Origin of the sequence: Wolbachia endosymbiont of Ctenocephalides felis wCfeJ (assembly GCF_012277315.1) — a bacterium.
Classification (GTDB): domain Bacteria; phylum Pseudomonadota; class Alphaproteobacteria; order Rickettsiales; family Anaplasmataceae; genus Wolbachia.
The window spans coordinates 908,658-925,060 of sequence record NZ_CP051157.1; the positions used below are offsets into that span (position 1 = coordinate 908,658).

Annotated in this window: 10 protein-coding genes; 1 reads left to right on the top strand and 9 read right to left on the bottom strand. The window is 34.8% G+C overall.

Annotated elements, in window-relative coordinates; translation table 11 throughout:
* From rpsR to mutL, 7 genes are all read right to left on the bottom strand, one after another.
* Complete coding sequence (gene rpsR, locus HF196_RS04435) at nucleotides 1–276, bottom strand: 30S ribosomal protein S18 (RefSeq protein WP_168455991.1); 276 nt, start codon at nucleotides 274–276, stop codon at nucleotides 1–3.
* Complete coding sequence (gene rpsF / locus HF196_RS05915) at nucleotides 276–611, bottom strand: 30S ribosomal protein S6 (protein WP_246198628.1); 336 nt, start codon at nucleotides 609–611, stop codon at nucleotides 276–278. The genes rpsR and rpsF overlap by 1 nt, the downstream gene beginning before the upstream one ends.
* A gap of 495 nt (nucleotides 612–1,106) precedes the next feature.
* Nucleotides 1,107–4,553, bottom strand: a complete 3,447-nt coding sequence (dnaE, locus tag HF196_RS04445; protein WP_168455993.1) for a DNA polymerase III subunit alpha — start codon at nucleotides 4,551–4,553, stop codon at nucleotides 1,107–1,109.
* A 137-nt stretch (nucleotides 4,554–4,690) separates the two neighbouring features.
* Nucleotides 4,691–6,385: a recombinase family protein gene (locus tag HF196_RS04450; RefSeq protein WP_168455994.1), complete on the bottom strand. Its 1,695-nt coding sequence runs from the start codon at nucleotides 6,383–6,385 to the stop codon at nucleotides 4,691–4,693.
* Nucleotides 6,386–6,566: 181 nt separating this feature from the next.
* Nucleotides 6,567–7,244, bottom strand: coding sequence for a JAB domain-containing protein (locus tag HF196_RS04455; protein ID WP_168455995.1), 678 nt, complete (start codon nucleotides 7,242–7,244; stop codon nucleotides 6,567–6,569).
* A gap of 162 nt (nucleotides 7,245–7,406) precedes the next feature.
* Nucleotides 7,407–8,318, bottom strand: coding sequence for a WO male-killing family protein Wmk (gene wmk, locus HF196_RS04460; RefSeq protein ID WP_168455996.1), 912 nt, complete (start codon nucleotides 8,316–8,318; stop codon nucleotides 7,407–7,409).
* A 77-nt stretch (nucleotides 8,319–8,395) separates the two neighbouring features.
* Nucleotides 8,396–10,255, bottom strand: coding sequence for a DNA mismatch repair endonuclease MutL (mutL, locus tag HF196_RS04465; protein ID WP_168455997.1), 1,860 nt, complete (start codon nucleotides 10,253–10,255; stop codon nucleotides 8,396–8,398).
* A 205-nt stretch (nucleotides 10,256–10,460) separates the two neighbouring features.
* On the opposite strand from mutL, the gene HF196_RS04470 reads away from it, so the two are divergent.
* The gene (locus HF196_RS04470; RefSeq protein ID WP_168455998.1) at nucleotides 10,461–11,060 is read left to right on the top strand and encodes an Rpn family recombination-promoting nuclease/putative transposase; all 600 of its coding nucleotides are present in this window, start codon (nucleotides 10,461–10,463) and stop codon (nucleotides 11,058–11,060) included.
* Nucleotides 11,061–11,400: 340 nt separating this feature from the next.
* On the opposite strand, the gene HF196_RS04475 is transcribed toward HF196_RS04470, so the two are convergent.
* Both HF196_RS04475 and HF196_RS06100 read right to left on the bottom strand, forming a co-directional pair.
* Complete coding sequence (locus HF196_RS04475) at nucleotides 11,401–14,634, bottom strand: ankyrin repeat domain-containing protein (protein WP_369799949.1); 3,234 nt, start codon at nucleotides 14,632–14,634, stop codon at nucleotides 11,401–11,403.
* Complete coding sequence (locus tag HF196_RS06100; RefSeq protein ID WP_369799950.1) at nucleotides 14,571–16,400, bottom strand: ankyrin repeat domain-containing protein; 1,830 nt, start codon at nucleotides 16,398–16,400, stop codon at nucleotides 14,571–14,573. The genes HF196_RS04475 and HF196_RS06100 overlap by 64 nt, the downstream gene beginning before the upstream one ends.
* Between the last annotated feature and the right edge of the window lie 3 nt (nucleotides 16,401–16,403).

A 16,403-nucleotide genomic window follows, 5' to 3' on the forward strand; every position in this document is an offset into this window, starting at 1 on the left:
CTAAACTTTTTTAGTACAATAAGGAACAAGGGCTAAAAAACGTGCTCTTATAATTGCCAAGCGTAATTTCCTTTGCCTTCTTGCACACACACTTGTTAACCTTCTGGGTAATATTCTACCGTAGTCAGAGGTAAACTTAGATAACAAGTCTATATTTTTATAATCTATATCCTCGTCTTCAGATGCAGCAAGAGGACAAGCTTTAGAACGCCTAAACCCAGTCCTATTATTTACAGATACATAAGAATCATTAAAATTACTTCTTCTTCTTGTCATTATGCGCTTTGCTCCTCAACTTGTTTATTCATCATATGAGATTTACCCTCAAAAAATTTATCAACCTGTACAGATAAGTGGCGAATAACATTCTCATTAAGTTTTATTCTACGCACAAATTCATCCATAATATTTGAAGTAGAACTTATGCACATCATACAATAATGACCACTTTTCATCTTGTTTATTGGATATGCGAAATCTAACAGACCCCAATATTCATACTTTATCAACCCTGAAGCCTCGATATTTCCTAAAAGCACTTCTAATGCTTTACTCAACCGGTTTAGACCCGCACCCTCATAATCTTTTAAAACATCCTGAAAAATTTTCATTAGATGCTCTGAAATATTTTCCTTTAAAGTATTTACTGTGTTGCGAATAAATACACCCTTAGCAACTTGCTTGTTACTCTCCGGAAGTTTTATAAAATCTTGTGTTATTCCTAAACCTTTTAGACTACCCTTCAATTCCTTATCAATTTTTGATTCTACTTCTTTCAAATTTGAAAAACCTTCTTCCAACTCAACCCATAAAATTTTTGCAAAATCTTCCAAAAAATTAGAATAATCAACTAAACTTTCTTGTATGTTTTTAGCACGTACCTCTGACTCCTGTTTTGCAAGCTTGCTATTTCCTTCTTTGAGAATGCCCTTGATTTGCTGAAGCATAACATCTGCTTTAATGTTCTTCAATAAAACACCTAGCTCTTGGACCATTTCTTCTACTTCTTGCTGTAATAAGCCCTGTTGTGCTATAAAAGTAAATTCATAAAGATTCACTATACTTTCCTTTAATATCGATTAAATATTTCATTATATAAAGCTTTTTTATATAAGCAAGCTATTTGTATCAATTTCTATGCCTTTAATCCAGCTTAAATTGGATATCTCACAAACAGCTTGAGGGGTAATTGAATATGCACCTGGTAACAAAATACTCACTTTATGCTTTTCAAGCAGAAGTTCCAGCATGATTTTGGTTCTGCCTCCATCTTTCAGTACCGAACTTAATTCCTTAGCAACTGTTTGTGAATTTGCACACCCAGTTAACACTAACCTCTTCATTACAGAAGTGATCCTTTCCGTAAATTCAGATATATCCTTTCCCGCTAATCTTGTCGTATTCTCTGAAGTCTCAAGGTCAATGATAACAAATGTTCCGGGTAAAAATAAATTCCTCTTCTCTTCTATTATTTCATTATTGTAAAACGCTATTTCAGAAACATTATGTGGATCAGAAAGTGTGAGTATGACAAATCTTCCACGCTCTGAGGTTCTCATACGCACATTTAATATTACACCAGCAGTTTTTGCTGTTCTACTCTCTCCGATAAATCCGATATTTAGTTTTTTCAAAAGGGTTCTAAATTTTTCAAGTGGGTGATTAGTTAAGTAAAATCCCAGCGAAAATAACTCATGTTCTAATTTTTCTTCTTCATTGAAGTCTTCTACATCCTCAAGTTTCGGCTTGAGAACATCAAGATTGCCAAACAAAACAGCTTGATTCGATTCCTTATCTTGCCTGTTTTTATTTGCAAAGTAAATCAATGTATCTACTGACTCATATAGCTGCTTTCTGTTTTGATGTACACTGTCAAACGCTCCAGATTTAATCAGGCTTTCTAGCGCTCTTTTATTTATTATATGTCCTGAATTTTGAATGAATTCCCATATATCCTTACAAGCACTAGAACGTGCGTTTACTATTTCTTCTGCTATCGAGAAGCCAACATTACGCAAAGCAGCAATGCCGTAGCGTATGTGTTCACCCTCTATCGAAAATTCAGCTTGAGACTTGCTTATATCAGGCGGAAGGACAACGACTCCACAGAGCTTTGCAGCATGATAAAATAAATTTAGCTTATCTCTATCATCAATATTTAGATTCATTAAGGCCGTAAAAAATTCTAACGGATAGTTAGCCTTAAGATAAGCTGTTTGGTAAGATATCACCGCATATGCGGCCGCATGAGATTTATTAAATCCATAACCGGCAAACTTCGCAACAAGGTCAAAAATATAACTTGCCCGATCATAGTCAACACCATTTTTTGTTGCTCCTTGGATAAAAAGTTCACGTTGTTTGTCCATCTCTTCTTTGATTTTCTTACCCATAGCACGCCTTAGTAGATCTGCTTCAGCTAAGCTATATCCAGAGAGAATACGTGCTATTTCCATCACTTGTTCTTGGTAGATTATTACTCCAAATGTCTCTTTTAATACTCCTTCAAGCAACGGATGAATATAATCCGGTTTTTCAAGCCCGTGTTTTCTTGCAATATAAGTTGGAATATTATCCATTGGTCCTGGGCGGTAAAGGGAAATCAAAGCGATAATATCTTCAATACAGTCTGGTTTTAACTTGATTAAAGCCTCTCTCATGCCTGAACTTTCAAGCTGGAATACTCCAATTGAATCACCTTTTGAGAGCATTTCATAGGTTCTCTGATCATTCAAAGGAACTGAAGAAATATCAATTTTTTTCTCATCACGATTAATTAAACGACATACATGATCTATCAGCGTCAGTGTACCAAGTCCGAGAAAATCAAACTTTATTAGTCCAGCTTTCTCCACATATTTCATGCTGTATTGAGTAATTGGCAGAGCCGAATTTGGATCGTAATAAATAGGAACAAAATTTTCTAACTTTTGATCGCATATCACAATTCCAGCCGCATGAGTTGAAACGTGACGATATATTCCTTCAAGCTTAAGAGAGATATCAAGGAGTTTTGCAATTACCTCATCACTATCTCGTTCTTTCTGCAGATCTTGATCAAACTCTATCGCTTGTGATAGAGTTACAGGGTTTACCGGGTTAAACGGAACCATCTTAGATATTTTATCCACCTGAGCATAAGGCATCTGCAATACCCTTCCAACGTCGCGTAGCACGGCTCTTGCCTGTAATTTTCCAAAGGTGATTATTTGAGCGACATAACCGTACTTTTTTTGAACATAATCAATAACTAAATCCCTTTTTTCTTGGCAGAAATCGATGTCAAAGTCAGGCATTGATATACGATCAGGGTTCAAAAATCTCTCAAAGATCAGACCAAATTTTATTGGATCGAGGTCTGTAATCTGCAGAGCCCAGGCAACAATTGATCCAGCACCTGAACCTCTTCCTGGACCAACCGGAATGCCATTTGCTTTGCTCCAACGAATGAAATCAGAAACTATCAAAAAGTAGCCAGCGTAGTTCATTGAAGTTATTACACTCAGTTCATAATCTAACCGGTCGTAGTATTGCTTGATATCGATATCATGTTGTGTGTCATCATCTGGTTTGGTGTCATTCCAGCGCGTGACGCTGGAATCTCTCTGGATCCCAGTATCAAGTACTGGGATGACAGTGGAGGGTGTTCTGGTGACAGAAGAGGATTTTGCAATACGCAGCTTCAACCCCGCAATTGCCTGTTCCTTCAGTTCTTCATTCTCAGTTTTATTCTCTCGACAAGGAAATTTAGGCAAAATAGGCTGCCTACTTCTTGGCATATAAGAGCACCGTCTGGCTACTACTGAGGTATTATGAATCGCTTCGGGAATATCGCTAAATAGCTCCTCCATTTCCGCCACAGATTTGAAATAATGCTCAGTGGTTAGCTTTTTCCTGTTATTCTCGAGAGCATAACTTCCTTCTGATATACACGTTAATATATCATAAGCCTCGTAGTCAGACCTGTTGGGAAAAAATACATCATTCGTTGCAACCAGCGGTATATCATGCTGGTAAGCAAAGTCTATAAAGACTTCTTCAAGTTCCAGCTCTTTACTCAGCCCATGACGCTGCAATTCAACGTATAAATGACCATTGAATGCTGAAAGCAGTTTTTCAACTGTTTCTTTATCTTGCCTAAATAGCAGTTGAGCCAATATGCCATCATATCCACCGGTTAAAGCAATTAACCCTGTATTAAAACTAAGTAGCTCATCAAAATCAACGTAAGGAATATCGTTGCTATTTTCGCGCTTTCTAAAGGACTCACTTACCAAAGTGACCAAATTAGCGTATCCTTGCTCATTTTTTGCAAGTAGCAATATGGGTAAATTTTGTTCTGAGTAGCGAACTACAATATTACATCCTACTATTAGTTGTATTCCTCTACTTGCTGCATATTCTGCGAATTCGAGCGAACCAAACAGGTTACCTGAATCAGTAATTGCAACTGCCGGCATTTTATTCTGTAAACAAAGGCCTATCAGCTCCTCAATTTTAACCGAACTCTCAAGCAGTGAATAAACACTGTGAACGCGCAAGTGTATGAACATAAAAAAACTTCAGACCAGTAATAAAAGAATAGCATTAATTTACTCAGGAGGAACAAAAACTTGTTCAAGAGTTCCGGCATAAAAAACTACTTGACAACCTCCGCCCTTACCCTTATCATAGTACTGAAGCTATTTGTTTAACTTCCCAATCTGTGCAGGTTAAAATGACAAGGAATCCCGATATGATGTTGAACATTTTCTCTTTGCATTTCCATAGCGAGTTCTTGAAATCGAAACACTAGATGCATATCATCTTGGTCAATTTTAATGTATCTAACTAATTTTATAATTATATCAAGTTTAATCTCCCAATCTGCTTGATCAAGTTCTGATCTAATCCCAGAGACAAAGCCTTCTATACTACCTATGGTAAAATCTAATTTCCTCTGCAGCTCCTTTTCATCGACCATTTTTTCCTGCTGCTCTCTAATTACTTTTAGCCTCTTCTCCATTCCCTCAACTTCTTGGTCATATTCCTCCTGGCTTATGTGTCCTCGAGCATAAACATAAGCTAGTCTTTTAATACCTTGTTCTAATTTGCCTCTTTCTTTTTCAAGCTCATCATTTGGTTGTCCATTTTTATGTTCTAAAAGCCTATGTTTATACTCCCTTGCAATTGCATCTGGACCCTTTAGTGTCTTTTTTATTTCGTCCCATACAATTATTTCTAGTATCTCTGCTCTGATTGATTTACTGTTACATACCCTCGTCCCACCAAAACGATTTGCATCTATGCCACTACAACGATAGTATCTGCTTCCTATAGCATTTCTTGCTATATAATAATTATATTTGCAATACCCACATGCTATTAGTCCTTGTAATAGATGCTTTTTTCCACTTTGTCGTACTCTTGCTCTCTCTCTATTTTCATCAAGTTGTTTTTGTACTATATTAAATAATTCGTCTTCAACTATCCTTGGTACTCTTATTTTTATCCAATCTTCTTCTTTGTTCTTATACACAGAATATTTTTTTTTGCGCACTCTCCACCTTGCTCTCACTGCTTTTCTTAGTGGACCTACTTTTGTCTTACCATATGCTGCTTCTTCTTTGTATGATTGATTCCTCAATATTCTATGAATTGTACATACATTCCACACTCTCTTACCTCTCGGGGAAGGGATACACCTTTCTTTCAGTCTTCTTACAGCCTCTTTTATACTTATTCTTTCTTCACCTACCCACTTAAACAGGTCTCGCACTATTTTTGCTTCCTCTTCATTTATTTCAAATTTTATTTTTTCTCTGTCTACATGCCTAACACGATCATAGCCAAAAGGCGCACTACCTATTACACTTATACGACCTTCTCTTGCAGCATGAAGTTTTCCCCTCATACTTCTCTCCAAGATTAGTCTAAGTTCATGCCTTGCTACCGCTCCTTTTACATCCACTAGCAAATTGGATGATGGAGTATTATCAATCTTACAATCTAAAGAGATTATTTCTACTTGTGCTCTTTTACATTCATCTATTACATCTCTTTGATCTCTACCATCACGTGACAAACGATCAAGTGCATGAATATAAATCTTATTGATTTTTCCTTCTGCCACCTTACTAAGTAACGCTTTTAAACCCTCCGGATAATCTTCTTGATTTTTCGTAGGTTTTGTGCCATAAATACGATCAATGCCTTTTCCCAAGTTGATTTGGTTTTCGAAGCTATCTCCACTAGGAAAAGGCATAGGTCTTTTAACCTCATTAACCTTGTTTATAGCAATTGGTTGGTATACATTAGTGCTATTTTCCATAGCAGCTAATATATCTTTATGTAACTTATCCCGTTGCTTTTTATTCAAGCCTTTTAAGCTTTTTATTTTGACCATACTAACCTCCAATATTAAAGTATCATCTAAGTATACGATACCATTTGTTGCTTTATTATTAACTTAAGTGTACACTATTATGCTCATTATAAACATAAGTGAGCATTGTTGCAACCATTTTGTTCAAGAGAGAAATTTAGAGCTTCTCCAGTTAGATAAGAAACATTCTTCTCTCTTTCAACTATAACAGTCCTTTTTCCCTAAAACTGTAGTAGTGTTCTCCCGCAATAATAATGTGATCAAATAATCTAATGTCTACAGTACTACATGCTGAAGCTAAGCCTTTAGTTGCTGCTTTATCTTTGTCAGATGGTTCTGCACTTCCTTCTGTATGGTTATGTGCCATTATTATTGATGTTGCATCTTGTAGTAATGCTTTTTTTGCTATTTTCTTTATATACACTGGTGCCTGATCTACTGTACCAGTAAACACTTCTTCCCTTTTTAAACAGCCCTTGTGATCTAAATATAATATTTTTACCTTTTCCTTATCTGAATAGCCAATACTCACTATTAAATATTTTACAATGGTTTCCAGGTTATCCATCACAGGTCCTTTTTTTAATTCTTCTTTTGATGCTCTTTTTGAAGCCTCTCTCAGACATAAAATTATTGCTACTGTGGAATCATTTACTCCCTCTGCAATTCTTAAGTCATCTATTTCCTGACCTAAAATTCCTCTCATTCCAAAATTATCTATTAGTCTTTTAGCAATAATGCGGGCTTCTTCATTGTCATGCACTTTACTCAGAAATGTTTCCACTATTTCACGATCAAGTAGTGCTTGTCCTTCGCTTTCTAGTGCTCTGAACTCTATTTCTTGTCTACGACTATCTTTACTTTTTTTATTATTATTCATAAAAATTACCTCTTTTTAAATACTGTTTATTTTTAATTATTTACTACTGTTTTTTTAGTAGCGTTGGCATAAAACCGTGGTTTCCGGGCGAAGTCAAGTCAATTTTTCAGATTTTTTTATTTATTTTTTTATGTAAAGGTAGAAAATATTAATAATTCCAGCTCATTGAATTTCACCAAAAGAGACACCTATTGTTTGTAAAATAGTATCGATTGAAATTCCTTCTTTTACTAGATCCTTGGCGACTTTTATCCTCTCTGCTTTTCTAATTTTTTTCTCATAAATTCGTATGCCCTTAGACAACGATTTGATTAACGCATGGCGTAATTCCTGACTCTCAATTTTCTTGTATTCTTCAATTATACTAGGTAGCTCATTTTCTACTTTGTCGTCTTCTGTTAATTCAGGTAATAGATCTATAATACTAATCGATAATGCTTCTGCTATATCGTATAATGTATAAAGTGGAATAGTAGTTTTTCCTTGTTCGTATTTGCTTATTTTGTGACGTGTTACACCAATTTTCTTTGCTAAATCTTCCTGAGTATATTTACGTTTCAGCCTCCATTCCTTTATTTTTGCTCCTATTTTATAGAATGAAAAACCGCTTTTTTTCTTGGTATATTCATCAACAGATAATCCGACTATTTTTGAGATAACATCAACAGAAATTCCTGCTTTAGTTAAATTTTTTGCTATTTCTATTCTTTCTGCTTTTCTACTATTTTTTTCACTAAGTTGGGTAGATTTGGTTAATAAATAAAATACTTTACGTAACTCTTGATCGTTAATTGTTTTATATTCTTTCATCAGATTTGATATCTCTTCTCCTTCATTTGCAAGGTAGTCTTTTGGTATTGGGATGAGATCTTTAATACTTACTGATAATGCTTCCACTATGGCATATAGTTTCTCAATCGAAATTCTACGGGTGCCTTTTTCATATTGTGATACTATCTGACGTGTTGTACCAATTTTTTCAGCTAAAGCCTCCTGAGTGTAACCTCGCTTCAACCTCCAATATTTTACTTTTTGTCCTACTTGATAGTCTAAGGAATCGTGATTAGTGGTCACTCTTTTTCACAAAAATAAACATTACACAGGTTAATATGAAATTTCCACTAAATGTTGACGTTAAATTTCGAGCTCTTTTACCTCCTCTCAAATAATTTTTCAATATCACTTCGTTTCATTTCTATATACGTTGGTCTGCCATGGTTACACTGCCCAGAATTTGGTGTTTCTTCCATTTGCCTTAGCAACTCATTCATCTCTTCAAAGTTCATTTTTCTTCCTGCTCTAATTGATCCGTAACACGCGATTGTGGCCAATATTTTGTTCACTTTATCTTCTATAGGCAGCGTATCTTCTATTTCTGTTAATCTATCAACTATATTTATCAGCATCTCTTTTACATCTATTGCTCCCAAAATTGCTGGAAACCCTTTCACTATAACTTTGTTCTCTGCTTTGATCTCAATCTCAAAACCCATTTCATAAAGCTTATCTTTATAAATTTCAACCATCTCCATTCCTGCTTGATTTTTAATTTCAACTATTTCAGGAAAAAGCAGTTCTTGCCTTTTTATGTTTGATTTTTGTTTTAAGCACTCATACACTAACCTCTCATGGGCCGCATGTTGATCGACTACAACTAGTTTGTCTAGACCTTCAGCAATTATATAAGTGTTGTAGACCTGACAGCGTACAAACCCTAGAGGGTAGCTCTCTATTAAATTAACTTGTTTTTCTTCCTTGGCTATTGTTTCCTTTTGTGATGCAAGTTTCTGCATTTCAAGCAATCCTGACCCTTCTGACAAACCTTTATTCGGTGCAGCAAACTCTTTTATTAGTCGATTCTCTACAGAACTTGGTCTCCTTTCGTAGAACTCTTTTCTACTTTTCTCTTTTCTGTTCTTTATATTATTAATTAATTCATTGCTTCCTTCTCTAGCATCAAAAGCTGCTCTTCTCACAATTTTTTCTGTCATTCCTAATCCGCCAACATCGTTTGCTGCAGGACTACCTATTCTCTTTGATAATGTCTTAATCAGCCCTCTTCTCACTATTTCATATATTAGCCTCTTATTCTGAAATCTTACTTCTGATTTATTTGGATGCACATTTACATCTACTTGATCGTATGGTATTTCTAAGTGCAGCACCGCAAAAGGATATCTGTCGCTTGGAATCAAATCATGATATGCGTATCGAATTGCACCAACAAGTAGATTGTCTTTTATTGGCCTTCTATTAACAAACGTATAGATCTGAGTTGAATTGCCTCGATTGATAGTTGGTTTACAGATGTGTCCCGTAAGTTTGATGCCGTCTTCTTCCTCTTTAACTTCCAGCGAATTGCTCTGAAATTCTTCTTCTGTTTCACATAATCTGTTAAATAATGAAGTTTGCTTAACATATTTTAAGAGCTTTTTATTACCGGAAGTGAGAGTAAACCCAATACTATAGTTAATCATCGCTAAGTTATTTACAATGTCAACAATGCTTTGTGTTTCTGCCCTCTCGGTTTTTAGAAATTTTAATCTATTTGGTGTGGCAAAAAATAAGTCACGAATTTCAATATATGTACCTTGCAACAAAGAACAAGGGGTAATCTCTCTTATTTTTTCTCCTCCCTCATATCTTATAGACCATGCTTCCTTTGCTCCACTTGCCTTAGATGATAATTTCATTCTACTTACTGCTGCAATTGAAGGTAAAGCTTCTCCTCTAAACCCAAGGTGCTTGATCTCTATTAACTCACTATCGCTTAATTTTGAAGTAGCGTGGCGCATAAACGCAAGTTCCAAATCTTCCTTTTCTATTCCATTTCCATTATCTGTCACAGTGATAAAGTTACGCCCACCACTTTCTATTTTGATCTCTATTTCTGCACTTCCAGCATCTATTGCATTTTCTACTAATTCCTTTACTACACTTGCTGGCCTCTCTATTACCTCTCCCGCTGCTATACGATTTATAGTTTTTGTGTCTAAAAGAATTATTGCCATATTTTCAATTCTCAGTCTGATGAAGATATAGCTTTAATGTTAATAAAAATCAATCTCTATTAGGCATCTTCACTAATTTCAAAACAGAAATAATTGTAAAAAACCCAGGCCAAAATTTTATGGCAAGCTCTCCTGTAGTTTAATTTTAGTTGAATATTTCTTCAGAATTGTGTATAATTATTAATGCTTTTTACCTTACTCTCTCATGGCTCTTTCGAAGTTTCTCGATCCAAAAAATGATATATCGTTCAAGCGCATCTTTGGCACTGAAAAAAATAAAGATATCCTTATTCACTTTCTTAATGATATTCTTGGCTCCACTGGCAAAAGTACAATACAGGATATAGAGTTCTTAGGTACTATTCAAGACCCTGATATTGCTTCTAAAAAACAAAGCATTGTTGATGTTCTTTTTTCAAGTATAGTTGAAAAGTGGGCCTACTTTTTTAGATATGCAGATGAAACTAGTGAAGAAGAGCTAGAGAGAATAATAGGAAGTGATCTAATAATTAAAAGAGCATATGAAGAACTAAATAGGTTCAACTGGTCAGAAAAAGAATTTATTGCCTATAAACAAGAGATCAAGCGCATTCGTGACGAACAGGCTGTCCTTGCTCAAAAACTCGATGATGCTACTCAAAAAGGTAGACTAGAAGGCATCCAAATCGGCCATGAAAAAGGTAAAATTGAAGGTAAAATTGAAGTTGCAAGAAACTCACTCAAGGCCGGTGTTTCTATAGATGTTATAGCTCAAATTACTGGTCTCTCTCATTCTGAAATTTTACAACTCAAAGAAAAAACATAATATTTACTTATTCACTTTAACATTTATGAAAACCTTTCCTAAGTTAGATATATCCCGTAATTAAGAATCTAGTGAACTGTCTAAAATGGCTATAAAGATTGCACATAGAATTATATAAATTACTATCATAACGTTACCCAAACTTCTATATCAAAGCTACGTGCTGTAAGTTTAATATGGAAAGTACATTAACCACTTAGCATTTAATGTCTACTTCACCCATTTTAGTATTAGAACCATCAAACTTGGTCTGGTATCCCTAATTATTTTGGCTACCCTTACTTTAAATTCTATTATAATCTTTTCACTATTTGACGTATCATATCTTCCATATTCTCATCTACTTACTCAAAGTATTTCCAAGCTTGGTTACTCCTACATCAGAAAGACAAGTTGATACTTTGTCCTTCGAATGGCTTTGAATAGAAGCATTACTTAAATAACTTTGAGGCTCTAAACTCATTTGCTTTCCACCATCAACTTCTAATCTATCATCTCCGTTGTGTAATATCTGCTCTATTGGTTGATTTAGCAGACCCTTATTAAATTGAGCTATAAACTTGTCAAATTTCTTCGGACTTAATTTACCAGCTTCTTCACTAGGACACGCTTTCTCTACATAAGATTTTAAAATCCCTGAAATTTCATTAAATTTACCACTCATAACTTTTCTAGTAATCTCTTTCTGCATTCCCATATAATCAATATTTAATCGATGCATTGATACACCACTTTTTAATCCAGCTTGCTCTACTACTTTCTTAAATTCCTCCGTAATATTTAATGCATAGCCCTGTGCTTCTGGTGGAGATATAGACTGATCTTCTGTAGAAATATACTTTTGACCCGTAACTTTTCTGATCAATAAATCAAGTAACATTATTGTACCATTTACATCTATTTGCGCATCAGCTTGTGAGATTGAATTTATAGTATTTGATGTTCCTACAGGTTTAGAACTTAACAATCCACCTATTGAGCTCTTTACCCAATCAAATAAACCATTTATCCATAAAGATGGTCTTGTACTACTACTTGCTGCTATCTCAGGTTGATTACTTGATAAGTGACCATGATAACAATCGTGACCCCCATGATGATAACGGCATTTGCGTTGTGCGGATTTTCCTCTTCCTTCACTAACTTTAGCAATGTCTAACGGTACTTTACCATCACTGTTTTTAGCATTAAAATTAGCCCCATTGTTTATAAGATACTTGACTATACCTAAATGACCTTCCGATACAGCACAATGAAGTGGTGTCCTATTTTCTTCATCAGCAACATTAACATCAACACCTTTTTCAACAAGATACCTTACTATATCTAAATGACCATTTAAAGAAGCATCATACAGAGGAGTTCTATTATCAAGATTTTTAATTTTTAAATTAGCTCCTTTTTCCACAAGATGTTTTACAACGCTCAAATTACCATTCCAGGAAGCATAATGTAAAGGAGTACTACCGTTACTATCTTTAGCATCTAAATTGGCACCTTGAGTGATAAAACTTTTGATTTTATTGAGATCACCACTTTCTGCAGCAGCCAACAATTCTTCATCTAAATTTAATTGCATTCGTTCTATTACTTGTACTATATTTACGTAACCTTTTTTAGCAGCTAAGTTTAAAGGTGTTCTATTATATTTGTCTTTAATTCTGATGCTAGCGCCTCTATCAAGAAGGAGCTCGACTATACTTAACTTGTTTCCTTGCACAGCTGCATGCAAAGGCGTCGAGCAATCATTAGTTACGTCATTAATGTCATTAGCATCCTTATCTAAAAGAAATTCAACTATTTCAAACTTATTACTATACCGAGCAGCTACATGTAGAGGCATATTGCCGTATATATCTCTAGCTTTAATATTAGCGTTCTTATCAAATAGAAACTTAACTACATCAAATTTGTCACTGGAAGCAGCAAAGTGTAAAGGTGTCCATTCATATCTGTCTTTAACTTCAATATCAGCACCTTTATCAAGGAAAAATTGAACCATATCCAGATTGCCTTCCTGAACGGCAAAATGCAAAGGTGTTTCACCATCCTCACCTTTAGCATTAACATTAGCACCCTGATTAACAAGATCTTTAACTTTCCTAAAATCTCCACCTTGTACTGCAGCCAACAATTGTTTATCTAAACCTAATTGTGTTTGTTGTAAATACTCTACAACATCGTCATATTTTTGATCGATCGCGATATTTGACGGTGTTCCACCATTCTTATCTTTAGCATTGATATCAGCTCCTTTTTCTATCAGAAATTTTGCAACCTCTGGTTGGCCGAACCTAGCAGCATAGTGTAGTGGTGTCCAACCATTTTTATCAGCCTCATCAACGCTCACTCCCTTTTCAAGAAGAAACTCTATAACACTTTCACTATTATTTTCAGCAGCAACATGTGTAGGCTTTTTACCAGCAGTAGAAGTGTCTGCAGCATTGATATCAGATCCTTTTTCTATCAAGAACCTTGCAACCTCTAAGCGGCCTCTCCATGCTGCATAGTGCAGTGGCGTATAACCTTGCTTGTCAGTATCATTAACACCTACTTCTTTGCTGAGAAGAAACTCTATAATATTTTTATTATTGTTCTCAATAGCAATATGTATAGGTCTGCTGCCATAAAGATTTTCACTTGCAGCATTAACATCAGCACCTTTCTTTACTAAAAACTCTGCAACTTCTAAATGACCTTTATACGCAGCCCAATGTAGTGGTGTCCAACTGTACTTATCTCTAGTATTAACATTAGCATTAGCATTCCGACTAACAAGACCTTTAGCTTCATTGAGATTACCATCTTGTACTGCGGTCAACAATTCTTCATCTAAATCTGATTGTACTTTTTCTATCATTTCTACTATATTTGTGTAATCTTCTTGTTTGGCCAGATCTAGAGATGTTTTACCATTTTTATCTTTAACTGCAATACTTGCACCTTTTCTGAGAAGGAATTGAACCGTATTTGGCTTATCTTCTCGTATAGCTAAATGTAAAGGCGTTTTACCGTTATTAGTTATATCATTAATACCACTAAGATCTCTGCTCAAAATAAACTCAATTACTTCAAGTGTGCCATCATGTTGGACAGCTACGTGTAAAGGTGCTTCACCATCTTTGTTTTTAGCCTTTAAGCTAGCTCCCTCTTGGATAAGATATTCTACTACTTTTACATGACCATTATTACAAGCATTATGTAAAGGAGTATTATTACTGTTATCTTTCGCCTCTAAACTAGCACCTTGGCTAACAAGAGCTTTGACTCTATTAAGATCGTCACCTTTTACTGTAGCTAACAATTCTTCATCTAAATCTAATTGTGTTTTTTTCAAAAATTCTATTATACTTATATAATTCTTTTGAAGAGCCAAATCTAAAGGTGTTTTACCATATTTATTTTTAGCTTTTAAGCTAGCTCCCTTTTTGATAAGATATTTTACTGCTTCCAAATGATCATTCTGAGAAGCATAATGTAAAAGAGTGTTACCATTGCTATCTTTCACCTCTAAGCTAGTACCTTGGCTAATAAAATCCTCAACTTTATTAAGATCACCATTTTTACTGCAGATAACAGTTTTTTATCCAACTCTAACTGCATCTGCTTTATCACTTTTGCTATATCTGTGTGACCCTTCTGCTTAGCCAAATCTAAAGGTGTTTTACCATCTCTGTCTTTAACCTTTAAGCTGACTCTCTTCCCGATAAAATATTCTACTACTTTATCAAGATTACCATCCCTTGCATTAATTAATAACCCTTGATCCAACTCCGCCTTCTTCAAAATTTCTATCATATTTCCTTTAGTAGCTAAACCTAAAGGCGTTTGGCTATTCATGTCCGTAATGTTGACACTAGCACCTCTATCAAGAAGGAGTTTGACTACATTTAACCTACCTGCTTCAACTGCAAGATGCAAAGGCTTTTTATTATCTTTGTCTTGAGATTCAATGTCAGCACCTTCATCAAGAAGAAATCTGACCATATCCAAATTACCCTCTTGTACAGCAAAATGTAAAGGTGTTCCTTGAATCGTTATTTCATTATTAAATTTAGCACCATTACCAATAAGAAGTTTTATTACGTCCCATTTACCTGACTGAGCAGCAGAAAGTATTGGTGTCCAAGCAAACTTGTCTTGAACTTCAATATTAGCACCTCTATTAAGAAGAAATTGAACCATATCTAAATTATTCCCTGACGCAGCAAAGTGTAAAAGTGTTTGACCTTCCTTATCTTGAGCATCAATATTAGCACCTTTATCAAGTAAGAGTCTTACTATGCTCCATTTACCTGATTGAGTAGCAAGAAATATTGGTGTGTACCCAAATTTATCTTGAACTTCAATATTAGCTCCTCTATCAAGAAGAAGTTTAACCTTATCAAATTCACCAGCCTCGGAAGCAAGATGCAACAGTGTTCTGTCAAGTTTACCTTGAGCATTTATGTCTCCACTGTTTGGAACCTCTGAATGTATAAAACTCCCTTGTGAATTAACAATAGAACTCACATTATTTAATTTATCAATACTATCTGAATTACGTATTTTATCTATTTCGTTACTTAATAATATTTCTTTGTCAGCAAATTTTATAGATAATGTTTCCATTTTAGGTTCTTTATAGAAATCTTTAAAATGTATAATACACAACTCACTTGCTTCTATATCAGCATTAAAGGCATTGGTAACTATCAAATCATATTTATCATGAAGATAGGCATACTGCCCTGCTTTTTTAGATATGATTAGTTTATTCTTTTCTTCCACGTCTTGAGGTGTTACTACAATAATTTTCTCATCAGAAATAAAGAACGAAGACTTTAAACCTAAACCATCATCTATTTCCACAGGGGCATTATCAAAAATAATTTGTAATTTTTTATACCACTTATTTATAAGTGCATCTTTCAGCCTAACTGTTATTACATCTTGCCGCAAGTCGGTGGCTGATATAGATAACTTAATTAATAAATCACTTTTGCCTTTAATAACTGTTGGTATCGGTTTTATACTCAAATCCCTATTTATCTGCTGCACCAACTGATGTAGGTCTAATGTACTTCTTAAACTTTTCTTTCCATTAGCATCATCATTAATCACTACTTCTTGAATAGGGAAGTTTTCAATATCAAGTGTTTCATGACCTGAAGTAATTGCACATACATCGTTTCCGCTTAGAACAATATTTCTTCTCCCACTTGCATTGAGTTCACTACATACATCTCTCCTCATAGAATCCGCAGCATTGCTTCTCCCTCTATTATTTAAATAACTATCTAAATCTAACTTATTTTTTGACTGATTTAAAAAGGTGTGCCTTTCAACATCTTCAACCATAGC